Origin of the sequence: Catellatospora sp. IY07-71 (assembly GCF_018326265.1) — a bacterium.
Classification (GTDB): domain Bacteria; phylum Actinomycetota; class Actinomycetes; order Mycobacteriales; family Micromonosporaceae; genus Catellatospora.
The window spans coordinates 1,852,004-1,876,744 of the sequence record NZ_AP023360.1; the positions used below are offsets into that span (position 1 = coordinate 1,852,004).

Here is a 24,741-nt window from a genome sequence, read left to right on the forward strand (position 1 = left end):
ACGGGGTGTGACCCCGACCACGTGTCCGGTTTACAGTTCACGGGTTGTTTCGATGCCGTAACCGCCGTCACTCGTGCTCCGGTTCCGGCTCCGCCGTGGGGGGTAGCCCGGTGGCAGGCCCGACCGGGCCGTCCACCGACGACACCGTACGGCGGCCTCACAAGTAGAGATCTTTGGAGGACAAAGATGTCCGGGACCATCCTCGCCGCGCCCGGCGGCGAGCTGGCCCTTACCGGCAAGAACGTGTCGTACGTGATTGTCGCGGCCGTGATCGCGCTGGTGGCGCTGGGATTCGCCGCCGTGCTGGTCAAGTCCGTGCTCGCGACCGGTAAGGGCACCAACAAGATGCAGGAGATCGCCGGGGCCGTCCAGGAGGGCGCGTCGGCCTATCTCTTCCGCCAGTTCAAGACGCTCGGCATCTTCGTGGTGCTCGCGGTCATCCTGCTCTTCGTTCTGCCGGTGCACGGCGACGGCGACGAGCTCTCGCTGAAGATCGGCCGTTCGGCCTTCTTCGTGGTGGGTGCGCTGTTCAGCGCGTTCATCGGCGGTGCGGGGATGGCCCTCGCCACCCGTGCCAACCTGCGGGTGGCCGCGGCGGCGCGGGAGGCCGAGGGCGGTCGCGAGAACGCCATGGCGATCGCGTTCCGCACCGGCGGTGTGGTCGGCTTCCTGACGGTGGGCCTCGGCCTGTTCGGCGCCGCGCTGGTGGTGCTGATCTACCGTGCCGACGCCGCGACCGTGCTGGAGGGCTTCGGCTTCGGCGCCGCGCTGCTCGCGATGTTCATGCGGGTCGGCGGCGGCATCTTCACCAAGGCCGCCGACGTCGGCGCCGACCTGGTCGGCAAGGTCGAGCAGAACATCCCCGAGGACGACCCGCGCAACGCGGCCACCATCGCCGACAACGTCGGCGACAACGTGGGCGACTGCGCCGGCATGGCCGCGGACCTGTTCGAGTCGTACGCGGTGACCCTGGTGGCCGCCCTGATCCTGGGCCGGGCCGCGTTCGGCGTGGAGGGCCTGGTCTTCCCGCTGATCGTGTCGACCATCGGGGTGCTGATCGCGATCGTCGGCGTGTTCCTGACCCGCCTGCGCAAGTCCGACAAGAACGGCCTGCAGGCGATCAACCGCGCCTTCTACATCTCGGCCGGCGTGTCCGCGCTCGCGGTGGCGGGCGCTTCGGTGTGGTACCTGCCGAAGACCTTCGCTGAGCTGGGCAAGCCGGATGTGACCGGCAACCCGCAGATCGTCGCCATCGGCGCGGTCATCATCGGCATCGTGCTGGCCGCCGCCATCCAGGCGCTGACCGGCTACTTCACCGAGACCGGCAAGCGGCCGGTGCAGGACATCGGCAAGACGTCCGAGACCGGCCCGGCGACCGTGGTGCTCTCCGGCATCAGCGTCGGCCTGGAGTCGGCGGTCTACTCGGCGCTGCTCATCGGCGGTGCCGTGTACGGCGCGTTCCTGCTGGGCGGCGGCACCCTGGTCGTGTCGCTGTTCGCCATCGCGCTGGCCGGCTGCGGCCTGCTGACCACCGTCGGCGTCATCGTGGCCATGGACACCTTCGGCCCGATCTCCGACAACGCGCAGGGCATCGCCGAGATGTCCGGCGACATCGACGAGCAGGGCGCGCGTACGCTCACCGAGCTCGACGCGGTCGGCAACACCACGAAGGCGATCACCAAGGGCATCGCGATCGCGACGGCCGTGCTGGCCGCGACCGCGCTGTTCGGGTCGTACACCGACACGCTGGCCACCTCGCTGGCCGAGGCGGGCCAGACGGCCTCCGAGGTCATCGACGAGATGCTGAACGTGGCCAACCCGGCGAACCTGGTCGGCCTGCTCATCGGCGTCTCGGTGGTCTTCCTGTTCTCGGGTCTGGCCATCAACGCGGTGTCGCGTTCGGCCGGCGCGGTGGTGCACGAGGTGCGCCGCCAGTTCCGCGAGCTGCCGGGCATCATGGACGGCACGCAGCGTCCCGAGTACGGCAAGGTCGTCGACATCTGCACCCGGGACGCGCAGCGCGAGCTGATGACCCCGGGCCTGCTCGCGGTCCTGGCCCCGATCGCCGTCGGCTTCGGCCTCGGCGCGGGCGCGCTGGCGTCGTACCTGGCCGGTGCGATCGGCGCGGGCACCCTGATGGCGGTGTTCCTGGCCAACTCCGGTGGCGCCTGGGACAACGCGAAGAAGATGGTCGAGGACGGCGCGCACGGCGGCAAGGGCTCGCCGGCGCACGCCGCCACCGTCATCGGTGACACCGTCGGTGACCCGTTCAAGGACACCGCCGGCCCGGCCATCAACCCGCTGATCAAGGTGATGAACCTGGTGTCGCTGCTGATCGCCCCCGCCGTGGTGGCGCTCTGGTACGGCTCCACCGAGAACCAGGCCGCGCGCACCGCGATCGCCCTCGTGGCGGCCGCGATCATCGTGGTGGCGGTGTTCATCAGCAAGCGCAAGCCGATCACGGTCGGCGGCGATGACTCGGGAAAAGCTGACGCTGCGACTCCGGCGCAGCGCGACAAGGTCAACGCCTGACGCAACGCACTGAAGCGGCGCCCTCCCCTCCGGGGGAGGGCGCCGCGGTGTTTTCCGGGCGGATCTCGCAGGAGCGCCTCGGCGACTGTCCCTTTTGCCCGTGTCATGGGGTACATCCACGCAAGATCACCGCTGCGGTGAGGGGCGGGGTTAGGCTGCTCTCCATGCGTAGGGGCCGGGTGGGGTTCGGGGCGCTGCTCGTCGTGGCGGCGGGGCTGCTCGGTGCCTGCGTGACGGAGGGGCCGCCGGCGCGGGTGTGGGCGGCGTCGGTCTGCTCGGCGCTGAACCCGTGGCGCGAGGAGATCGCGGTGCTGACCACGCGGGCGCAGCAGCAGACGCCTAACGCGACCACACCTCAGCAGGCCAAGGAGAACCTGGTCCGGATGCTGGAGGGAGCGCGTGACGCGAGCGAGCGGGCGCGCGGCCGGGTCGAGGCCGCGGGGGTGCCCGAGGTGGACGGCGGCTCCGCGATAGCCGACGGGGTGACCGGCTCGCTGGCCGAGATGCGCGACGCCTACGGCCGCGCGGGCGAGGCGATGCGCGCCCTGCCCACCGGCGACGCGGCGAAGTTCTACGAGGACGTGTCCGCGGTCATGGTCACCCTGCAGCGGGAGTACGACGCCAGCGCGCTGGACACCGGCTCGCTGCGCTCCACCGAGCTGCAACAGGCCTTCGGCGAGGTGCCGGAGTGTCTCTGAACCACCAGCTCGCGATGTTCTCCGCGGAGTCGGCCCGGCCGTCCGCGTACGACCTCGCGGGTCTGCTCATCGGGCCGGGGCAGGTGGTGCGGATGGGCGGCACGGCCCGGGTGTCGGTGGTGGTGGAGGCGGCCTGGCGGGTGCACGCCCTGGCCGCCGAGTTCACCGCCCGCGGCCTGGAGACGAGCTGGGAGGCCGCCGCGATCGAGGGCCACTTCGGAGTGCGCACCGCGTACACCGGCATGCTGGCGCCGCTGGCCGAGGCGTGGCTGCGCGGCGCGGGCAAACGCCCCCCGGCGGGCTTCGCGCTGGACGGGGCGCGGCTGCGGCTGTGGTTCGCCGCGGCCGGCTCGGTCGACGCCGAGGGCGACGGCGCGGTGCTGCGGCTGGGGGCCAACGACGAGCACTGCTCGGCGGTGGCGCTGCGCGCGTTCACCGCGCTGGCCTGCGTGGCGGAGCTGGGGCGTGGCCCGGTGCTGCGGATCAGCGGACGGCGCCGGGTGGCCCGGCTGCACGAGCTGATCGGCGCACGCCCCTCCGCCGCGCCCCTGGGCGCGTGGCCCGGCGACCGGCCCGAGCCGGAGGCCGTGCCGGACGACGAGGACACCACCCGGCCCGAGCGGGCACCTCGCGCCCCGCGGCGGCCGAGCCCCGAGGCGCCGGGTCAGTTGGCGGTGGCCACGGACTGGGCCGTGGACGGCGCCGGGGTGCCGGGCAGCGAGCTGACCGGGCCGTAGCGGGCCTTCGGCGCGCCGGTGACGTGAGCCCAGTAGCGGTCGCCGTAGGACCAGTGCCACCACTCGGTGGGGTAGTTGACCATGCCGACCAGCGTGAGCGCGTCGGACAGGTAGCGCCGGTGGCGGGCGGCCTCGGCGGACACGTTGGCCGAGTCGGTGTGGCAGGCCTCGCTGTCGGTGTCGTTGACCTGCGTGCCCATCCACAGCTCGGTGCCGTCGGCGGTGCACAGCGTGAGGTCCACCGCGGCGCCCGCGACGTGCGGCGCGACCTCCGGCGGGGAGATGTAGCGGCTGGCCCGGCGGTGATACCAGGTCTCGTCGTGGCCGGGCTGGATGGCGCGCAGCCGCTCCTTGTGCGCCTCGAAGTAGTGCTGCTGCAGCGCCATCGGCCGGTAGCACTCGACGATCAGCAGCCGGAGCCCGGCGGGCAGCAGCGTCTGCGCCGTGACCAGCCGGTCGACCACGCTCAGCCGGACGTGCGCGTACGCCCCCGCGTCGTCGGCCAGGCGCGGGTCCAGGCGCAGCGCGCCGACCGTACGCAGATCGACCAGGCACTCGTCGCACTCGGCGACCGGCGTCTCCACGACCGCGGTGTCCGACAGCAGCACCATCTCCGCCATGGCGTCCCCTCCCCGGAGCAGGCTCCTCCCGCGCGACCGGCGGTCCCCCGACCGCGCGGTCGCTCTGGCGCCGGGCCGGGTGGCTCGCCCCGTGCCGAGCCACCCGTACCTCCGACAGGGGGAAGACTCGCAGGAGGCGCTGGAACTTTTCTGTAATCGGCGGCGGAGGGCTGAAACTCAGGCGCCGAGTTCGTGGAACTCGCGGGCGCCGTGGTCGTGGAAGACCCGGCGGGCGCGCTCCAGCGCCGACCGCGCGCCCTCGTCGTCACCCCGCGCGGCCAGCAGCGACGCCCGGTCGCGCTCGATGCGGGCCTGCCAGACCGGCACCTCCATGGCCTGCCAGATGTCGCGGGCCGCGTCGAGGCACGCCTCGGCCAGGTCGAGCCGCTGCTCGGCGAGGTGCAGCTGGCCCAGCACGCGCAGCGTCGCGCCCTGCCCCCAGCGGTCACCCATGGTGTGGCTGACCGACAGCGCCCACTCCAGGCGGGTCAGCGCCTCGTCGGCGTGGCCCTGCCGCAGCCGGGTCTTGGCCAGCGCGCGCACCGCGTACGCCTCCATCAGCTCGTCGCCGAGCTCGTGGAAGATGTCGGCGGACGCGCGGCAGTGCCGCTCGGCCTCGGCCCACTCGTCTCGGGCGCGGTGGTAGAGGCCGAGCGTGCGCAGCGTGTGGCCCTCGCCCAGGCGGCTGCCCGCGCAGCGGTACGCGGCCAGCGACGCGGTCAGGTCGGCCAGCGCCCCCGGGTAGTCGCCCAGCTCCAGCCGCACCGAGCCGGCGATGCGCCGGGAGTAGCCGATGCCGATGTCGTCCCCGGCCTGCTCCAGCAGCGCCGCGGCCTGGTCGAGGAAGTGCACGCCCTCGGCGAACCGGCCCGGCTCGCGGCAGGCGATGCCCAGCCCGGCCAGCGCGGCGGCCTGTCCCGCCTGGTCGTTCAGCTCGCGGAAGAGGCTCAGCGAGGCCCGGAAGTGCTGCCGCGCCTCGGTGTAGCGGTCCTGGTCGTAACGTAGCTGGCCCAGCTCGGTGAGGATGACCGCCTCGTCGTGCGGCTTGCCCGCGCGCCGGGCCGCGGTGAGCGCCGCCTCGATCACGCGGGTGCGCGCGTCGAACCGGTTCGCGCCCATGAACGCCGACGCGTTGCGCGCCGAGGCGAACTCGCAGACCAGGTCGTGCAGACCCAGCGCGAGCGCCCGCTCCACCCCGGAGGCCAGGGCGGACTGCTCCGCCTCGAACCAGTCCCACGGGTCCGCGATGACCAGCGCGGTCAGCTCGTCCTCGACGTCGTGCGGGCTGAACGGCCGCCGCCAGCGGATCTCGGCGGGCGGCGAGTCGGCGGCGGTCCGGTGGATCAGCGCCAGCCAGCCGCGCAGCGCGCGGGCGACCGCCTCGGCCAGCTCCGGGCCCGGCTCCTCCAGCGCCGCGCTCTCCCGGGCGTAGAGCCGGATCAGGTCGTGCAGGCGGTAGCGCAGGCCACCCATCCGGTCGACGCCGACGAACTCGACCAGGTGCGCGTCGACCAGCTGCTCGACCAGCTCCTCGGCCTCGGCCAGGCTCGTCTCCACCAGCCAGGACACCACCCAGGGGGAGAAGTCGGGCACCCCGAACCAGCCGAGCCGGCGCAGCGTGGAGCTGCTCTGCGGGTCCAGCGCCCGGTAGCTCAGCTCGATGCTGCTGCGTACGCCGACATCCCCGGCGGACAGGTGGTTGAGCCGACGGCTCTCGTCGGCGAGCCGGTCGGCCAGCGGCTTGAGCGGCAGCGCGCGCCGCCCGGCCAGCCGCGCGCTGACGATCCGCAGCGCCAGCGGCAGGTGCCCGCAGTAGTCGACGATCCGGCGGGCCGCCTCGACGTCCTCGTCCACCCGCTCGTCGCCCGCCAGGCGGCGCAGCAGGAGCAGCGCCTCCTCCGCGTCGAGCACGCGCAGGTCGGTCAGCGTGGTGCCGGGCAGCCCGGCGAGCCGGTCCCGGCTGGTGATCACCACGGCACAACCCGGCCGCCCCGGCAGCAGCGGGCGCACCTGCTGCGCCGACGCGGCGTCGTCGAGCACGATCAGCATGCGCCGCTGGGCCAGCAGCGTGCGGTAGAGGTCGGCCCGCTCCTCGGCGCCCTCGGGCAGCTGGGCCTGCTCCACCCCGAGCGCGCGCAGGAAACGCGCCAGCACCTCGCCCGGCTCGGCCGGGGCGTCGCTCATGCCGCGCAGCTCCGCGTACAGCTGGCCGTCGGGGAAGTGCTCGGCGAGCCGGTGCCCGACCGCGACGGCCAGGGTGGACTTCCCGGTGCCACCCGGCCCGGCGATGATCTGCGTCGCGGGCGCGCCGCCGCCCGGCCGCAGCGCCGCCAGCAGCGCCTCGATCTCGGCCGCGCGGCCGGTGAAGTCGGCGGGCACCGGGGGCAGCTGGGCGGGCACCGGGCGGACCGTGCCCGGCACCGCCTGCTCCGGCGAGGCGGCCAGCTGCTCGGTCTCACCGCGCAGGATCGCTTGGTGCAGCGCGGTCAGCTCGGCGCCGGGCTCCACGCCCAACTCCTCGATCAGCACCTCGCGCGCCTCGCGGTAGCAGGCCAGCGCCTCGGCCTGGCGGCCCAGCCGGTAGAGCACGGTCATCAGCTGGCCGCGCAGGCGCTCGTTGGTGGGGTGGCGGCCGACGAGCACGGTCAGCTCGGCGGCCAGGTGCCCCCACTGGCCCGCCGCGATCTCCGCCGCGATGCGCTCCTCGACCGCGGCCGTACGCAGCTCGTCCAGCCGCGCCGCCTCGGCGGACAGGCCGGAGTCCGCCAACCCGGACAGCGCCGGGCCCTGCCACAGCTCGCCCGCGCGGCGCAGCAGCTCGGCGGCGCGCGGGTGGTCGCCCGCGGCCGCGGCGGCGCGCCCGTCGGCCAGCAGCCGGGCGAACACCACGCTGTCCAGCGTGCCGGGGTCGAGGCGGGCGACGTACCCGGGCGAGGCGGTGGCGATGACCTCCCCCGCGCCGTGCTTGGCGAACGCGCGGCGCAGCGTCGAGACGTACGTCTGGATCAGCGCGCGGGCGGTGTCGGGCGGCTCGTCGCCCCACAGGATGTCGACCAGGCGGCTGGTCGCCACGACCCGGCCGTGCTCCAGCAGCAGGGCCGCGAGCAGGGCCTTCGGCTTCGCGCCGCCGAGCGGCACGGGCTGTCCGCCGTGGTGGGCGGAGACGGGCCCCAGCAGCCGGAACTCCACCGCACACCCTTTCGCCTGCCGAATCGATCGTCCAAGACTACGGCCGCCCATGGCCCGGGCTCGACACCTACCGCCCTGGTCACGCCCGTGCGGACACCGCGCCTTGCGCTCGTCCCCCATACTTCCCGACCAGTTGTCCCACGAGAAGAGGAGCGATGGTGGCGATTCGCTGGGGAGCACTGCTGGCTCGGCGGGTCCGGCCTGGGGTCTGCTTGCCGTGATCGCGGCGGCGATGCTGTGGGCGTACGGGGACTGGCACTCGGCCCGGCCGCGGACGGTCGAGGGCTGGGCGCTGCCCGTGCACGACGGTGCGGCGGTGAAGCTGTTCGACTCGCCCGACGCGGCCGAGGGCGAAGGCTACGTGATCGCGGGCGCGGACTGGCTCGGCGCGGACGGCGCCAGGATGGGCGACGATCTGGTGCCCGGCTGCCTGCGGGCAGCCGCCGGCAAGGCCCATGTGCAGTTGGGCGTGGTCGATGTACATGGCGGCGATCTCGCCGAGGGACCGCGGGTCGTCTTCGTACGCTGCCTCGACTGATCGATCGATCCACCGCGGCCTGCGGGTTGGCGGAGTTTGGCCATGGCGTAAGTCCGCCAACGGCAGCTATTCACTCTGCCATGGCGGGCCAGGTAGACCCTTGTCATGTTCTCCCCCTCACAGTCTTCCCTCTTCCGGCGCAGGCGGTGGCAGCTGGTCTCGGCGGCCACCGCGGTGCCGATGCTGGCGGCGGGTTTCGCCGTGCTGCAGGCGCCCGCACTGGCCGCGCCGCAGAAGCCGGCCGTTCCGGCCAGGGCCACCGCGACCCACACGGTCACGCTGGTGACCGGCGACGTCGTCACGGTCACCACGATGGGCGACGGTAAGCAGACCGCCGAGGTCGACCGACCGGACAACGCGGTCGGCGGCGTGCGCGTGCAGCAGATCAAGGGCGACCTCTACGTCATCCCGGACGAGGCCATGGGCCTGCTCACGGCGGACAAGCTGGACAAGCGCCTGTTCAACGTCACGGACCTGATCGAGATGGGGTACGACGACGCGAAGGCCGGCGGCGTGCCGCTGATCGCGACGTACGCGCCGAGCAAGGCCCGCGCCGCGGCGGATCCGGCCGCGCCCAAGGGCAGCAAGCTGGTCCGCCGCCTGTCCGGCATCCGCGCGTCCGCGCTGAAGGCAGACAAGAAGCAGGCCCGCACGTTCTGGACCACCGTCGCGCCACAGGGCAGCGCGACGGTGGGGCAGCACGAGGCGGCGCTGGGCGCCGGCGTGGCCAAGCTGTGGCTGGACGGCCGCGTCGAGGTCAACCTCAAGGAGAGCGTGCCGCTGATCGGCGCGCCCGAGGCCTGGGCCGCCGGTTTCACCGGTGACGGCGTCACGGTCGCGGTGCTCGACACCGGCATCGACGTGAACCACCCGGACCTGAAGAACCAGATCGACGCCACCGCCAGCTTCGTGCCGGGCGAGGCGATCACCGACGTCAACGGCCACGGCACCCATGTGGCGGGCACCATCGTGGGCACCGGCGAGGCGTCCGGCGGCGACTACAAGGGCGTCGCCCCCGACGCCGACCTGATCGTCGGCAAGGTGCTCGGCGGCGAGGAGGGCTACGGCCAGGACTCCTGGATCATCGCCGGCATGGAGTGGGCCGCCCAGCAGGGCGCCGACGTCGTCAACATGAGCCTCGGCGACACGTACCCGACCGACGGCAGCGACCCGATGTCGCAGACGGTCGACGCGCTGTCCGCGCAGTACGGCACGCTGTTCGTCATCGCCGCGGGCAACGCGGGCCCGGAGACCATCTCCACCCCGGGCGCGGCCGCCTCGGCGCTGACCGTCGCCGCGACGGACAAGCAGGACCAGCTCGCGTACTTCTCCTCCACCGGCCCGCTGGCCTTCTCCGGCGGCATGAAGCCGGACATCGCGGCACCCGGCGTGGACATCACCGCGGCCCGCTCGCAGGAGATGACCGACGGCGGCGAGGGCCTCTACCGCACCATCAGCGGCACCTCGATGGCCACCCCGCACGTGGTCGGCGCGGCGGCGATCCTGGCGCAGCAGCACCCGGACTGGACCGGCGCGCAGCTCAAGGAACACCTGATGAGCACGGCCAAGGGCCTGGCCGACGGGTACTCGCCGTACGAGGTGGGCACCGGCCGGCTCGACGTCGCCGCCGCGATCGGCACCGCGGTGCGCGGCACCGGCTCGCTGTTCTTCGGCAACTACACCTGGCCCCACGAGCCGGCCGACGTCGCCGTGACGAAGGACCTGACCTTCACCAACACCGGCGACGCCGACGTGACGCTGAACCTGGCGCTGACCAACACCGGCGGCCCGTTCACGCTGGGCGCGGCCACGGTGACCGTGCCGGCGGGCGCTAAGGCGACCGTCCCGGTGACCGGCGACCCGCAGGCCGCCGCCGCCGGCGCGCGGCACGTCGGCTACGTGGTCGGCACCGACGCGGCCACCGGCCAGGCGGTGACCCGCACCTCCGTGGCGCTGATCAAGGAGGACGAGCGCTACGACCTGAACATCAAGCTGGTCGGCAAGGATGGCAAGCCCGCGGCCGGCTGGGTCGGGATCTTCAAGCCGATGGAGTGGCCGTGGTCGGTCTACGTCGACGGTTCGACCACCATGCGGATGATGCCCGGCACGTACACGGTCGTCAGCGAACTCGACGTGGCCGGTGAGAAGGCGGACCGGTCCGGCCTGGCGGTGCTCGTCGACCCGGAGACCGTGCTCGGCACCGGCTCCGCGACCGTGGTGCTGGACGCGAGCAAGGCGCGCCTGCTGGACACCGCGGCCCCGCAGCGGGCGGAGGACCGCCAGCGCAAGGTCGACATGAACATCCACTACACCGGCGTCGACCCGTGGTTCGACTTCCGCTACGCGTACCAGCTGCCGGTGGCGTACGACGACATCTACGTCTCGCCGACGGAGCAGATGACCACGGGTGAGTTCATGATGGTCACCCGCTGGCGCAAGGGCCAGCCGCTGCTCGACCTGAGCACGCTGGGCGGCCTGCTCCGCTTCGACACGCTCGTGCAGGCGGGCAGCGCCCTGGGCACCGCGACGGACCGGCTGGACACGGTCTACGCGGGCAAGGGCACGGCGGCCGACTACCAGAAGGTCAAGGCCAAGGGCAGGGTGGCCGTCGTCGTGCGCAGCGACGAGGTCCTGCCCGAGGAGCGCGCCGCGGCCGCGGCCGCGGCCGGTGCCAAGGCACTGGTCGTGGTCAACGACGGCCCCGGCGGCCTGATGGAGTACGTCGGCGAGTCGGCGATCCCGGTCGCCACCGTGCACCGCGATGCGGGTAAGGCGCTCGTCGCCCTGGCCAAGCTCGGCCTCAGGCTCACCGTGCAGCAGACCGAGTACACGCCGTTCATCTACGACCTGACCCGCCGGTACCCGAACCAGGTGCCGGATCGGGCCCTGGTCTACAAGCCGAGCCGAGCCGACCTGGCCCGGATCGACGCCCGCTACTACGCGACCACGGACGGCGAGGCAGAGGGCGTCCGGACCGACGCCGACTTCAGCCCGGCGGTCGGCTTCCCCGAGCGGGAGTGGCACCCGGGCACCCGCACCGAGTGGGTGACGCCGGACCAGTCCTGGGTGGAGGGCCACATGCAGTACTTCGGCGGCATGCCCTGGGCGATGGCGTCGGGCTACAACACCTACGCCAAGGGCAGCACGACCCGGCTGGACTGGTTCGCTCCGCTGAGCCGCCCCGCTCAGGGCGAGTCCTTCCTCGTGTACAACTCGCGCTGGCAGAACTACATGACCTGGAACGTGCAGGCGTGGGCCTCGTCGAGTGACAACCTGCGGCTCGGCGGTTACCTGCCGTGGGGCGAGACGCCGACCGAGCTGAAGGTGTACCAGGGCGACACGCTCCTGCACCACAACGAGCACAGCACGGACATGCAGTGGGTGGAGGTGCCGGCGGGCAACCTGCCCTACCGCGCCGTGCTCGACGCGGAGCGGCCTGGTGACGTGTTCCGGCTGTCGACGCGTACCCACACCGAGTGGACCTTCATGTCCGACACCGGCCGGAACCCGGACTACTTCGAGCCGTTCTCGGTGCTGAACCTGGACTACAAGCTGGAGACGGACCTGCACGGTGACGTGAAGGCCGGGTCCACGCAGGAGATCGCGCTGAAGCCGGTGTCGATGGGCTTCGACCGCGCTCCGGTGCCGGGCACCGTCACCAAGGTGACGCTGGACGTCTCCTACGACGACGGCGCCACCTGGAGCAAGGTGACCCTGACCAAGGGTGCCGACGGCTACTGGACCGGTTCGTTCAAGACCGCGCACAAGGCCGGCGGCTTCATCTCGGTGCGCGCGAGCGCCGAGACGGACAGCGGCTACAGCGTCAAGAACGAGGTCATCCGGGCGTACGGCCTGCGATGAGCACAGCGAACGGGCCCCGGGGAGGCGACTTCCCGGGGCCCTTCCCGTCCCCGGCCGTAGCGAAAGGGCCTGTTCAGGACCAGCCCGCATGGCGCATACTCTCCCCGCTGCGATGCGCGGGAGGGGGCCGGTCACCGATGCTGGGAGCGCTGGGGCTCGGTCCCGACGAGGAGGCCGTCTACCGTGCGCTGCTCGGACGGCCCAGCGCCACCGCGATGCTGCTGGCCGACGCGCTGGAGCTGACCGAGCCGGTGGTCGAGAAGAGCCTCGGCCGGCTCGTCGAGTGGGGATTGGCGCTGCGCTCGGGCGGCGAGGCGTTCACCGCCGCGCCGCCGGCGATGGCGCTCGGCGCCCTGATCACCGAACGCCGCGACGGGCTGCGCATGGCCGAGCAGGCCCTCGTCACCTTCGCCGAGGAGCACCGCGCCGCCGTCGCCGGGCGCAGCATCAACGACCTGATCGAGGTGGTGACCGGCGTGGACGCGATCCGGCTGCGCTTCCAGCAGGTGCAGCAGGCCGCTCGCCGGGAGATCCGGAACTTCGTCACCGCCCCCTACATCGCCGTGCGGCCGGGACAGAACTCCCAGGAGGACGCCGCCGCCCGCCGCGGCGTCAGGTTCCGGGTGGTGCTGGAGCGCCCGGTGCTGGCCGAGCCGGACATCGTCGCGGAGGTCGTCGACTCGCTGCATCGTGGCGTCGAGCTGCGCGTCGTGGACAGCCTCCCGATGAAGCTCATCCTGGCCGACGACGACCTGGCCCTGGTGCCGATCACCGCTCCCACCGCGACGCTGCCCGGCAGCGAACCCGGTGCCGTGCTACTGCACCGCAGCGGGCTGCTGGCCGCGCTGGAGGCGCTGTTCGAGACGGTCTGGCAGCGGGCGTACCCGCTGCAGCTGTCCGCGTTCGCGGGGGAGCTGCCCTACGTCGAGCAGGAGGGCGACAGCCTGACCGAGCTGGACCGGCGGATCCTCGCGCTGCTGCTGTCCGGCCTGACCGACCAGGCCGTCGCGACCCAGCTCGACCTGTCCCTGCGCACGCTGCAGCGCCGGCTGCGCCACCTGATGGACCTGGCCGGCGTGGAGAGCCGCATGCAGCTCGGCTGGCACGCTTCCCGCCACGGCTGGGCCTGAGCGCGGCCGCCCCGCCATGATCGCCGTTTCGTGCCAAGATCTGCGGGTGCACTCCACCTTCTGACACGAAATGCCGATCTTCGCGGGGTGACGGGGGAGATATCCGGGTGGGAATCCCCGTTGTCCGGATTGTGGCGGGGAGTATGGTGTCAGCGGTCACAGGAATGTGCCCGTGCGTCGATGGGGTGCGCAACCCTGGGCGCACACTGAGCGTTACCTTGGACATCCGTGGCCGGTGTCGCATCGCCGAGACGCCCGCCGCAAGCCCGACCGCTGCGTAACCTCAGACGAGCCACCGTGACCGAGCTGCCGCCACCCCGGCGGTATCCAGCCACCCGGACGACCACCGCGGAGAGAGAACGTGCCGACAGCTGCCAGAAACCGTCTCGTGATCGTCGAATCCCCGGCGAAGGCGAAGACGATCTCGGGGTACCTCGGCCCGGGTTACGTCGTCGAGGCGAGCCTCGGACACATTCGTGACCTGCCCGCAGGCGCGAAGCAGATGCCCGAGAAGTACAAGAAGGAGCCGTGGGCCTACCTCGGCGTCGACGTCGACAACGGCTTCGCTCCCGTATATATCGTCAACCCGGACCGGGCCAAGCACGTCACGCGCCTCAAGGCGCTGATGAAGGACGCCGACGAGGTCCTGCTCGCCACAGATGAGGACCGCGAGGGCGAGGCCATCGCCTGGCACCTGGTGGAGACGCTCAAGCCCAAGGTGCCGGTCAAGCGGATGGTCTTCCACGAGATCACCAAGCCGGCCATCCAGGCGGCCGTGGCCAACCCGCGCGACATCGACCGCGACCTGGTCGACGCGCAGGAGACCCGGCGCATCCTGGACCGGCTGTACGGCTACGACGTCTCCGCGGTGCTGTGGAAGAAGGTCCAGCGCGGCCTGTCCGCGGGCCGGGTGCAGTCGGTGGCGACCCGCATCGTGGTCGAGCGGGAGAAGCAGCGGATGGCGTTCCGCGCCGCCGACTACTGGGACATCACCGCCACGCTGGCCGTGGACAAGGCGAGCGAGACCGGCCCGCGCACGTTCACCGCGACCCTGATCGCGCTGGACGGCGACCGGATCGCGACCGGCAAGGACTTCGACCCCACGACCGGGCGGCTGCGGCCGGGCTCGGGCGTGGTGCAGCTCGACGGCGACGGGGCGCGCGGCCTGGCGGCCCGCCTCGACGACCGCCCGTTCACCGTCACCCGGGTCGAGGAGAAGCCGTACCGGCGCAAGCCGTACGCGCCGTTCATCACCTCGACGCTGCAGCAGGAGGCGGCCCGCAAGCTGCGCTTCTCCTCGGCGGCGACGATGCGCACCGCGCAGCGGCTGTACGAGAACGGCTACATCACCTACATGCGTACCGACTCGGTGAACCTCTCCGAGTCGGCCATCGCCGCGGCCCGAACGCAGATCGCCGAGCTGTACGGCTCCGGCGCCGTGCCGCCGCAGCCGCGCCGCTACTCCGGCAAGGTGAAGAACGCGCAGGAGGCGCACGAGGCGATCCGCCCCGCGGGCGACACGTTCCGCACGCCCGGCGCGGTCCGCAACGAGCTGTCCACCGAGGAGTACAAGCTCTACGAGCTGATCTGGCAGCGCACCATCGCCTCGCAGATGTCCGACGCGGTCGGCATGACGGTGAGCGTGCGCATCCGCGCGACCACCGCGCGCAACGAGGAGGCCGACTTCGCGGCCAGCGGCCGGACCATCACCGACCCGGGCTTCCTGCGGGCGTACGTGGAGTCCTCCGACGACGAGTCCGCCGAGGCCGACGACGCCGAGCGCAAGCTGCCGGTGCTGGTCAAGGACCAGCGGCTGACCGAGGAGGGCCTGGAGGCGGTGGGCCACACCACCCAGCCGCCCGCCCGCTACACGGAGGCGTCGCTGGTCAAGGCGCTGGAGGAGCTCGGCATCGGCCGCCCGTCGACGTACGCGTCGATCATGCAGACGATCCAGGACCGCGGCTACGTGACCAAGCGCGGCCAGGCGCTGATCCCGACGTTCGTCGCGTTCGCGGTGATCGGGCTGCTGGAGCAGCACTACCCGCGGCTGGTCGACTACGGCTTCACCGCGGCGATGGAGGACCAGCTCGACCAGATCGCGGGCGGCGACGCCACCGCGCTGGAGTTCCTGACCTCCTTCTACTTCGGCTCGCCGACCGCCGAGCAGGGTTCGGTGGCGCAGGCCGGCGGCCTGAAGAAGCTGGTCACCGAGCACCTGGGCGAGATCGACGCGCGCAGCATCAACTCGATCAAGCTGTTCACCGACGAGCAGGACCGCGACGTCGTGGTCCGGGTCGGCCGGTACGGGCCGTACCTGCAGCGCACGCCGCACGGCGCCGGTAACGGCAAGGGCCCGGCCGGCGGGAACATCCCCGAGGAGGGCGACCCCGACACGGAGACCGCGGCCGAGGGCGACCGCGTGTCGATCCCGGAGGGCCTCGCGCCCGACGAGCTGACCCCGGAGAAGGTCGAGGAGCTGTTCCTGGGCGGCGGCGGCGAGCGCAAGCTCGGCGAGCACCCGCAGACCGGCGAGCCGGTGGTGCTCAAGTCCGGCCGGTTCGGCCCGTACGTCTCCAGCGGCGACGTCAACTCCTCGCTGCTGAAGACCCAGTCACCCGATCAGGTGACATTGGCGGAGGCGCTGCAGTTGCTGTCGCTGCCCCGGCTCGTCGGCCGCGACGCCGAGGGTCAGGAGATCTTCGCCAAGAACGGGCGGTACGGCCCGTACATCGAGCGGGCCGGGGACTCCCGCTCGCTGGAGAGCGAGGACCAGCTCTTCACGGTCACCCTGGACCAGGCGCTGGCGCTGCTGGCCGCGCCGAAGCAGCGGGGCCGCCGGGCCGCGCAGCCGCCGCTGCGGGAGATGGGCGTCGACCCGCTGACCGACAAACCGCTGGTCATCAAGGATGGACGGTTCGGTCCGTACGTCACCGACGGCGAGTCGAACGCGTCTCTGCGCCGCGGCCAGACCCCCGAGGGGCTGACCATCGAGCAGGCTTCCGAGATGCTTTCGGAGAAGCGGGCCAAGGGTCCGGCGCCGAAGAAGGCTCCCGCGAAGAAGGCCGCGCCGGCCAAGGCGACGAAGGCTGCGACCAAGGCCACAGCGGCCAAGAAGGCGACCACGGCCAAGGCCGCGACCGCGAAGAAGGCGGCCAAGAAGGCCACGCCGAGCGTGCCAAAGAAGGCCGCCGCCAAGAAAGACAGCTAGCTGACCGCTTACCGACCCTGCCCAGGGTCGTTGACTCTGGGTAGGGTGTCGATGCGAGCGTGGCGCAGGTTCTGGGAACACACGCCACGGTGAGGAGCGGATCAGTGTCCACACCAGCTGTCAGCGCCGGGCCGCTGCGCCGGGTCCCGGTGCAGGGCCGCAGTGTCGCGCGCGTGCAGCGCATGCTCGACGCGTGCGCTGAGTTGATCGACGAGGTCGGTTACGACGGTCTCAGCACCACGCTGCTGGCCGAGCGGGCCGGCGTCGCGATCGGTTCGGTCTACCAGTTCTTCCCGGACAAGCGGGCCATCGTCCAGGCGCTGACCCTGCGCAACGTCGAGGCATACCTGGAGCGGCTGGCCGAGCGCATCCCCGCCGGCGAGCTGGCCCACTGGTGGGACGGCGTCGACGGGGCCATCGAGGAGTACATCGAGCTGCACCGCAGCGTGCCGGGCTTCCGGACGCTGCACTTCGGCGACGTGGTGGACGTGCACCTGATCGACCCGGAGCGCGACAACAACGCGGTCATCGCCGATCACCTCGCCGACCTGCTCGTCCGATTCCACAACGCGCCGGACGGGCCGGAGCTGCGCTTCGCGCTCACCGTGTCGGTCGAGGCGGCCGACGCGCTGATCAAGCTGGCGTTCCGCCGTCACCCCGACGGCGACGCCGCGGTCCTGGCAGAATCGAAGCGGCTGGTACGCGGCTACCTGCAGGCCTTCGCTCTGACCTGATATGCGGCCCGTACCACTCCCTCGGATTTGTGGCAAGTCTTCAGGGTCGAACCAGGGTAGGCCCGCGCCGGGGCAGGACTAGAGTGAAGCCGCAGGACGCCCGGGCGCTATTGCCATGGCCGCGATCAGCGCACCCGCTGACCGGAGCCGATCGGGCAGTGACGCGGGAGGCAGTGCCATCAAGGACAGGGCCAGCAGTACGCCGGGAACGGGAGCGGACGACGCACCGTTCCCGGCACACGTCGCCCAGCCGGATCTGAACGGCGCCGCCGAGCTGCGGGCGATCCTGCGCATCCGGCCGTTCCGGCGGCTCTGGCTGGTGCTGAGCGTCGCGTCGCTCGGCGACTGGCTGGGCCTGCTCGCCACGGCGACCTTCGCCTCCGCGCAGGTCAGCGGCAACGCCGCGAAGGGCCTGGCGTTCGGTTCGGTCATCGCCGTGCGCCTGCTGCCGGCGCTGGTGCTCGGGCCGCTGGCCGGCGTCATGGCCGACCGGTGGGACCGGCGCTACACCATGGTCATCTGCGACCTGCTGCGCTTCGTGCTGTTCGCCACCATCCCGACGGTCGCGCTGTACACCTCCGACCCCAAGATCTCGGTCGGCTGGGCGGCGGTCGCCACCTTCATCATCGAGGCGATCACGCTGATCTGGATCCCGGCCAAGGATGCCGCGGTCCCGAACCTGATCCCCCGGGCCCGGCTGGAGGCCGCGAACCAGCTCACCCTGATCACGACGTACGGCATCACGCCGGTGCTCGCCGCGGTCGTGCTGGCCGCGCTGAACCAGTTCTACCAGTGGCTGGAGAAGTCCGGCGTCGTCGTCGCGGCCTGGGCCGCCCCGTCCAGCCTCGCGCTGTACTTCCTCGCCTTCTCCCGCCTGGCCACCGCGCTGGTCGTGTTCTTCGGCATCCGGGAGATCTCCGGCCACAACGGCGGCGCCAAGCAGAGCGACAGCATGCTGCGCCAGTTCATCGACGGCTGGCGCTTCATCGGGCAGACCCGGATGGTGCGCGGCCTGGTGCTGGGCATCCTCGGCGCGTTCGCGGCCGGCGGCGTGGTCATCGGCACCGGCCAGTTCTTCGCGTTCTCGCTGGGCGGCGGCGACGCCACCTTCGCCATCCTGTTCGCGGCGATCTTCATCGGCCTCGGCCTGGGCATCGCGCTCGGCCCGCGCCTGATCGGCGGCCTGTCCCGGCGGCGCTGGTTCTGCCTGAGCATCATGCTGGCCGGCGCGTCCGTCGCGCTGCTGTCGCTGGCCCCGCACCTGTCGCTGGCCGTGATCGGCGCGCTGCTGGTCGGCTCCGGCGCGGGCATGGCCTTCCTGTCCGGCACCACGCTGCTCGGCGGCGAGGTCGGCGACGAGGTCCGCGGCCGGGTCTTCGCCGTGGTGCAGACCGGCACCCGGGTGGTGCTGATGCTGGCCATCGCGGTGTCCAGCGTGCTGGCCGGTGGCGGCGGCTCGCGCGACGTCGGCAGCACCGGCGTGCCGATCTCCTTCACCCGGGTGCTGCTCGGCGTGGCCGGCGTGCTCGGCGTGCTGGCCGGTTTCTGGGCGCTGCGCCAGATGGACGACAAGCCGGGCGTGCCGCTGCTGCCCGACCTGATCAGCTCGATGCGGGGCCGCCCGCTCGGCATGGCTGAGGTGTCACCGCGCACCGGTGTGTTCATCGTGTTCGAGGGCGGCGAGGGCGCCGGCAAGTCCACCCAGATCGGCCTGCTCGCGCAACGGCTGCGCGACGACGGCCGCGAGGTGGTGGTGACCCGGGAGCCCGGCGCCACCGAGGTCGGCGCGCGCATCCGCAAGATGGTGCTGGAGACCCACACCACCACGTCCGGGCCGGTCGGCGCGACCGCGCTGGCGCCGCGCGCGGAGGCGCTGCTCTACGCCGCGGACCGGGCTCATCACGTGTCCACCGTGGTCCGTCCCGCGCTGCGACGCGGCGACATCGTCGTGTCCGACCGCTACGTGGACAGCTCCCTGGCGTACCAGGGCGCGGGCCGTACGCTGCCCGTCGACGAGGTGTCCTGGTTGTCGGCCTGGGCCACCGGCGGGCTCAAGCCCGACCTGGTCGTCCTGCTCGACGTCGACCCGAAGGTCGGGCTCGCCCGGGTGGACCGCCGGGGCGAGGCCGACCGGCTGGAGCGAGAGTCGCTCGACTTCCACGAGCGCGTCCGGCAGGGCTTCCTCGACCTGGCCGCCGCCGAACCGGCCCGCTACCTCGTGCTCGACGGCACCCGTGACCCGGACCAGCTCGCCACCGCGATCGCGGCCCGCGTCGCCCGGCTGCTGCCCCCGGTGGCCTCGGGCGGCGAGCCGCAGGACGGCGTTCCAGGAGCCGATCCGGCACGGGACGGCGAGCGTCAAGGCCCGGCCGGGCGGGTGCCCGCACCGGGCGAGCCGCCGGCCACGACCGGGTCACCGGCGGAGTTACGGGCCGGCCGAGGCTGAACCTGGCACCGGCGCGTCCACCCCTGCCGGGCGAGGCTCGCCGACGGCCGACGTGACGTGCTGCCGGTGTCGGACCGCTGGTGTCGGACCGTGCCGCCGGTGCCGGGCGAGCTGACCGTGTCGGGTGGGGCGCGTAGTGTCGTGGCGTGCGCGGACGAAGTGAGCGAGCCAGCGGGGTCCGTCCCCGCGAGGGGGTCCGGTGAGCGACGTCTTCAACCAGCTGGTCGGCCAGCCTGATGCCGTCACCACGCTGCGGGCGGCCGCGACGGCCGCGGCCGCCGTCATCCGCGGTGAGTCCGTCGGCGCGGGGGCGATGACGCACGCCTGGCTGTTCACCGGGCCGCCCGGCTCGGGCCGCTCGGTCGCCGCCCGCTCCTTCGCCGCCGCGCTGCAGTGCACCGACCAGGCGGCCGGGCCCGGCTGCGGCCACTGCGACGGCTGCCACACCACCCTCGCCGGCACCCACCCGGACGTGCGCTTCGTGGTGCCGGACGGGCTGAGCATCCCCGTCGCGCAGATGCGCGAGCTGGTGCTGCGCTCGGCCACCACCCCGGCCAACGGCCGCTGGCAGGTGCTGCTCATCGAGGACGCCGACCGGCTCACCGAAGCGGCTGGCAACGCCCTGCTCAAGGCCGTCGAGGAGCCGCCGGACCGGACGATCTTCCTGCTCTGCGCGCCCTCGGACCATCCCGACGACATCTCGGTGACCATCCGCTCCCGCTGCCGGATCGTGCCGCTGCGCCAGCCCGCCGCCGACGCGGTCAGCTCGCTGCTCGTCGAGCGCGACGGCGTCGACCCGGCCACCGCGGCCTGGGTCGCCGCGGCCGCGCAGGGCCATGTCGGCCGCGCCCGCCGGCTGGCCGCCGACGCCCAGGCCCGGGATCGCCGGGCCGCCGTGCTGGCCGTGCCGCGCCAGCTCACCGGCGTCGGTGCCTGCTTCGACGCGGCCGCCGCGCTGATCGAGGCCGCCGAGGCCGAGGCGGCCGCCGCGGTCGCCGACACCGACGCCGCCGAGCGCGCCGCGCTGGAGACGGCGCTCGGCGCGGGCGGCACCGGCAAGGGCGCCGCGGGCGCCGCCCGGGGCATCGCCGGCCAGCTCAAGGACCTGGAGAAGCGGCAGAAGTCGCGCGCCACCCGGGCCCAGCGCGACGCGCTCGACCGGGCGCTGCTCGACCTGGCCGGCTTCTACCGCGACGTGCTCAACGCCAGGTGGGGCGGGCCCGTCGCCGCCGTACACACCGACACCGCCGCGCTGGCCGAGGCCGCCGCGCAGCGCTGGACCGCCGAGAGCACCCTGCGCCGCCTCGAATCCGTCCTGGCCTGCCGCACCGCCATCGACGCGAACGTCAAACCGCGCATCGCCGTCGAAGCCATGATGCTCGAACTCTGGCACGGCTGACCCCCCACCTCGCCATGATCGTCCGACTTGCCTGGCAGGTGGGCGTATCTTGAGCGCGCTTTCGCCCACCTGCCGGGCAAGTCGGACGATCGTGAAGCGGGTGCGTGGCACGGTGAGGCGGTGTCCGCAGGGGTTATCCACAGGGGTGTCGGGCGGTGGGTATTTACCGGTAGCGTTCCGCGGGTACGCCATCACCGTCCGATGAGGAGCTGCCGCATGCCCCGGGAGATCGACGACGCCTGGATCGAGGAGGCGATCGCGTCCTACCGGCGGATCGAACAGCGGCAGGCGAGCCTGCAGCGCGCCGTCGCCGAGCTGGAGGTCACCGTCCGCGATCCGGAGGACCTGGTCGAGGTGGTGGTCGGCGGAGACGGTGCGGTGCGCCGGGTGGTGGTGACCGGCTCCCTGGACGGGCTCACCGCCCCGCAGCTGTCCCGCGCGATCCAGCAGGCGATCACCGCCGCGCACGACGCCGCGGCCTGGGCCCGGCGCAAGGTGTACGAGGAGACGTTCGGCGACTTCACGGCGCTCGGAGGTGCCCGGTGACGGACGAGCTGGCGGCCCGCGCCGACGCGCTCGCCGACGAGATCGCGCGGCAGCGCGCGGCGCTGTCCCAGGCGGCCCCGGGCCCCACCCGCCTCGACGTGCCGGGGCGCATGGCGGCCCTGGCCAGCGCGGCCGACACCGCGACCGGTGCGCGCTGGTCCGGGCACGTCGCCGCGGCGGGCGGGTTCGACGCGCGGCTGCGCGACCTGGCCGCGGCCGTACGCACGGCCGCCCGCAACTACCGCGAGGCCGACGAGCACGGCGGGGTGGCCTGATGGACGCGCTCAGCCACCTCTACCTGAACACCGCGGGGCTGCTCGCCCGGGTCGACGACACGCTGGCGCACTGGGGTGCGCCGGAGACGCACCAGGTCTGGCAGCTGCTGCGCCGCACCGGCGCCCTGCCCGGCGATGCCGTGGCGGGACTGTCGGCGTGGTCGCCGCAGCCGTGGCGGGAGCAGGCCGACGAGCTGCGCCGGCAGGCCGAGACGGCCGAGGCGGTCAGCGGCCGGGCGGGTGCCCTGCGCGGCTGGGAGGGCCCGGCGGCGAGCGCGTTCCAGCGCACGGCCGACCGGTTCCGGCATGACGTCGTGGCGTGGGCGGCGGAGCTGCGGGGCCACGCCGCGCACCTGGACGAGCTGGCCCGGTGCCTGGCAGCCGGGCGCTCGCGGACAGCGCGGGCGCTCGCCCGGGTGGCGGGCAGCGCCGAGGCGGTGCTGTTGACCGGCGAACCGGACGCGGGCCGGGTGGCGGCAGGAATGTTGTCGATCGCGGTCGCGCCCGGGGCCCGGCTGCCCGGTGTCGCGCTGGCCGCCGCGGCCGGGGCGCGGCTCGACGGCGCCGGGCCGGTGTCCTGGGCGCTGGCCGCGGCGGACATCGGCGCCGCGCTCCTGCACGAGGTCGACGTGACCCTCACCGAGCTGGACGACCTGCTCACCGCCGGTCCGGTCCCGGTGGGCGAGCCGGGCGTCCAGCATGCTCCGGCCGACCACCGTCCCGCGTCCACCACCCTGCGCGTCGACCTCTGAGCCCACGGCCCTCCTGCAACGCGGGTCCTACCCGCGCTCCGCGCTCCGACCTCCGACCCGGCGCATCTGGCGGCCCGGCGGCGTCGCGCCCGGCCGGCTGCCTGGTGCCAGTGTCCTGTCGGCTCGGCTGCCTGGTGTCAGCGTGCTGTCGGCTCGGTGCCAGGACTCCTCCGGTGGTCGCCCCGGGCAGTGCCGGCCCACCATGTCGGGCCACCGCCGGTGGAAGATCGCGCTTTCGTGTCAGAACCTGGGGTCTAAGCGTAGGTTTCGACACGAACTAGCGACCTTGCCACCCACCCGCAGAGCACGCAGGCCGCTAGGCCGGATACGGCGGTGGCGGCGGAACGAGTCCGCCGCCACCGCGCTGCGCCTAGAGCTACCAGAAGAGCGTCAGCCCAGCAGATCCTCCGGCCCGCTCGCGGTGCGGCGGCGGGTCAGCAGGAGCAGGAACCGGCCCGCCACGAACAGCAGGACACCGGTGCCCGCGATCAGGGCGATGCTCGTGCCCGTACGCGGCAGGCTGCAACCGGGACCGCCGCAGCCGTTGTCGTCGTCGTCATCGTTGCCGGAGGCCGGCGACGGGGTGGCGCCGCCACCACCGCCGGGACCGTCCGGGGAGGGGCTGCTCGACGGGCGAGCCGTCGGGCCGGCGGTGGGGCTGGCGGCAGCCCGCACCGGGGCGGTGGCCGAGGCCTTGAGCAGGCCGATACCCAGGTCCAGCACGGTGGCGCGCTTGCCGTTCGTGGTGTTCACGCCGATCAGCTGCACCCGCAGCGACGCCGCCTGGGCGGTCGCGCCACGGTCGGTGACGCGCTTGTCCAGCTCGCCGATCGAGATCTTGACGATCACGATCTCGCACAGGCCGGACAGGTTGCCCAGGCCGCCGCCGAGCAGGCCGCCCAGATCCGGCAGGCCGCCGAGTTCGGGGACGCTGGGCAGGCCGGACCCGCCGCTGCCGCCGCGCAGCCCGTTGATCAGCTGGGTCAGGTCGCCCACCGGCAGCCCACCGAGCAGGCGGCCGAGGTCGGTGTCGAGCAGTGGCAGGCCGAGCGCCTTGGCGCGCTCGCGGGCGCCGGTCAGGTCGAGGGCGCCGAGCACGCCGCCGCGGCCCGGCGCGGGGACGGCGATCTCCAGCTCGCGGTGCAGGCTGTCCAGCGTCCTCGTGCCGATGCCGGGGCCGGTGACCTTCAGCAGCGGTGCGTCGTACCGGACGGACGACGTCGACGCGCGGCCGGTGGCCAGCACGGTCAGCGCCGGCGGCTTGACCACCTCGACGCCGAGCGCGCCGCCGAGCAGCTGCACCTCGGCGAGCCCGATCTGCGCGTACGCGCCGGACGCGATGACCCCCGCGTGCTTCACCGTCGCGGTCTGCGTGGTGGCGGAGGCGGTGTGCGGCACGGCGGCCAGCGCGCCGCGGCTGCCGGGCAGCACCTTCGCGTCGACCAGGGACGCGTCGGCCTCACCGGCCGGGCCTTCGGCCTTGCCGCAGCCCATACCCTCGGTCCAGCGGGCGTGCGCGGCGATGTCGCCGGTCCCCGCCTTGATCAGCCCGAGATCCACGGTGAGCGCGTTGTTGCGCACCGGGTTCTGGTGCGAGGGCGGGGCCTGCTGGTACACCTTCGCGGCCAGCGGGCCGGTGGGCAGTTCGAGCCCGAGCAGGCGCGCGTCGGCGTAGCGGGCCGTCGCGGCGCTGTGCACCGGGTTCGTGGCGGACATACCGCTGCCGGCCGAGGCGACGGTCAGGTCGGCGACCGCGGGCAGCTTGACACCCAGCGGGCCCAGGTTCACCGCACCTACCTTGAGCAGGTCGGCACCGGCGCGCGCGGCGTATCCTGCGGGCCGGTCGCACACCCCCGCGCTGGCGGGGGCGGACAGGACCGCCAGGGAACTGAGCGAGACGAGGGCGACCGAGCCGGCCACGGCGAGTTGGCGACGCATGCTTCCTCCGGGGCGACGGGCATGCGGGGGTGCATGCCTACGACGTGGCCCAACGAAGGCTTTCCGGCCCGGTTACGGCGGACTCGTGACACCTATCCGGAAGAGCTAACGACGAATCAACCGAAAAGGTACGCAACT

General features: G+C 73.1%; 16 protein-coding genes. 13 read left to right on the top strand and 3 right to left on the bottom strand.

Going from position 1 to position 24,741, the window contains the following annotated elements; genetic code table 11:
* The first annotated feature begins 186 nt into the window (after positions 1 to 186).
* From CS0771_RS08430 to CS0771_RS08440, 3 genes are all read left to right on the top strand, one after another.
* The gene (locus CS0771_RS08430) at positions 187 to 2,532 is read left to right on the top strand and encodes a sodium-translocating pyrophosphatase (protein ID WP_212840496.1); all 2,346 of its coding nucleotides are present in this window, start codon (positions 187 to 189) and stop codon (positions 2,530 to 2,532) included.
* A 164-nt stretch (positions 2,533 to 2,696) separates the two neighbouring features.
* Positions 2,697 to 3,230, top strand: coding sequence for a hypothetical protein (locus CS0771_RS08435; RefSeq protein WP_203747712.1), 534 nt, complete (start codon positions 2,697 to 2,699; stop codon positions 3,228 to 3,230).
* Positions 3,221 to 3,967: a hypothetical protein gene (locus tag CS0771_RS08440; RefSeq protein WP_244870679.1), complete on the top strand. Its 747-nt coding sequence runs from the start codon at positions 3,221 to 3,223 to the stop codon at positions 3,965 to 3,967. The genes CS0771_RS08435 and CS0771_RS08440 overlap by 10 nt, the downstream gene beginning before the upstream one ends.
* Here the strand turns inward: CS0771_RS08440 and CS0771_RS08445 are convergent.
* A complete protein-coding gene (locus tag CS0771_RS08445) occupies positions 3,895 to 4,587 on the bottom strand; it encodes a M15 family metallopeptidase (RefSeq protein WP_244870680.1) in 693 nt (230 codons plus the stop codon). The two genes, CS0771_RS08440 and CS0771_RS08445, sit on opposite strands and share 73 nt — an antisense overlap.
* 177 nt (positions 4,588 to 4,764) lie before the next feature.
* Complete coding sequence (locus tag CS0771_RS08450; protein WP_244870681.1) at positions 4,765 to 7,776, bottom strand: BTAD domain-containing putative transcriptional regulator; 3,012 nt, start codon at positions 7,774 to 7,776, stop codon at positions 4,765 to 4,767.
* Positions 7,777 to 7,993: 217 nt separating this feature from the next.
* On the opposite strand from CS0771_RS08450, the gene CS0771_RS08455 reads away from it, so the two are divergent.
* The 10 genes from CS0771_RS08455 (at position 7,994) to CS0771_RS08500 (ending at position 22,665) form a co-directional block, all read left to right on the top strand.
* Positions 7,994 to 8,314, top strand: coding sequence for a hypothetical protein (locus tag CS0771_RS08455; protein WP_212840498.1), 321 nt, complete (start codon positions 7,994 to 7,996; stop codon positions 8,312 to 8,314).
* Positions 8,315 to 8,419: 105 nt separating this feature from the next.
* Positions 8,420 to 12,175: a S8 family serine peptidase gene (locus CS0771_RS08460; RefSeq protein WP_212840499.1), complete on the top strand. Its 3,756-nt coding sequence runs from the start codon at positions 8,420 to 8,422 to the stop codon at positions 12,173 to 12,175.
* Between the two features lie 137 nt (positions 12,176 to 12,312).
* Positions 12,313 to 13,305: a LuxR family transcriptional regulator gene (locus tag CS0771_RS08465; RefSeq protein WP_212840500.1), complete on the top strand. Its 993-nt coding sequence runs from the start codon at positions 12,313 to 12,315 to the stop codon at positions 13,303 to 13,305.
* Between the two features lie 361 nt (positions 13,306 to 13,666).
* Complete coding sequence (topA, locus tag CS0771_RS08470; protein ID WP_212840501.1) at positions 13,667 to 16,513, top strand: type I DNA topoisomerase; 2,847 nt, start codon at positions 13,667 to 13,669, stop codon at positions 16,511 to 16,513.
* Positions 16,514 to 16,617: 104 nt separating this feature from the next.
* On the top strand, positions 16,618 to 17,247 hold the full coding sequence (locus tag CS0771_RS08475; RefSeq protein WP_212840502.1) for a TetR family transcriptional regulator: 630 nt from the start codon (positions 16,618 to 16,620) through the stop codon (positions 17,245 to 17,247).
* Positions 17,248 to 17,566: 319 nt separating this feature from the next.
* Positions 17,567 to 19,693 carry a dTMP kinase gene (gene tmk, locus CS0771_RS08480; RefSeq protein ID WP_244871326.1) on the top strand — a complete coding sequence of 709 codons (2,127 nt, stop codon included), beginning with the start codon at positions 17,567 to 17,569 and terminating at the stop codon, positions 19,691 to 19,693.
* 199 nt (positions 19,694 to 19,892) lie between these two features.
* Positions 19,893 to 21,092: a DNA polymerase III subunit delta' gene (locus CS0771_RS08485; protein ID WP_212840504.1), complete on the top strand. Its 1,200-nt coding sequence runs from the start codon at positions 19,893 to 19,895 to the stop codon at positions 21,090 to 21,092.
* Between the two features lie 216 nt (positions 21,093 to 21,308).
* Entirely contained in the window at positions 21,309 to 21,638 is a 330-nt protein-coding gene (locus CS0771_RS08490) for a YbaB/EbfC family nucleoid-associated protein (protein ID WP_203747728.1), read from the top strand.
* A complete protein-coding gene (locus CS0771_RS08495) occupies positions 21,635 to 21,913 on the top strand; it encodes a hypothetical protein (protein WP_212840505.1) in 279 nt (92 codons plus the stop codon). Before CS0771_RS08490 ends, CS0771_RS08495 begins: the two co-directional genes overlap by 4 nt.
* Positions 21,913 to 22,665: a hypothetical protein gene (locus CS0771_RS08500; RefSeq protein ID WP_212840506.1), complete on the top strand. Its 753-nt coding sequence runs from the start codon at positions 21,913 to 21,915 to the stop codon at positions 22,663 to 22,665. The genes CS0771_RS08495 and CS0771_RS08500 overlap by 1 nt, the downstream gene beginning before the upstream one ends.
* Positions 22,666 to 23,055: 390 nt before the next feature.
* On the opposite strand, the gene CS0771_RS08505 is transcribed toward CS0771_RS08500, so the two are convergent.
* The gene (locus tag CS0771_RS08505; RefSeq protein WP_212840507.1) at positions 23,056 to 24,603 is read right to left on the bottom strand and encodes a hypothetical protein; all 1,548 of its coding nucleotides are present in this window, start codon (positions 24,601 to 24,603) and stop codon (positions 23,056 to 23,058) included.
* Positions 24,604 to 24,741: the final 138 nt, after the last annotated feature.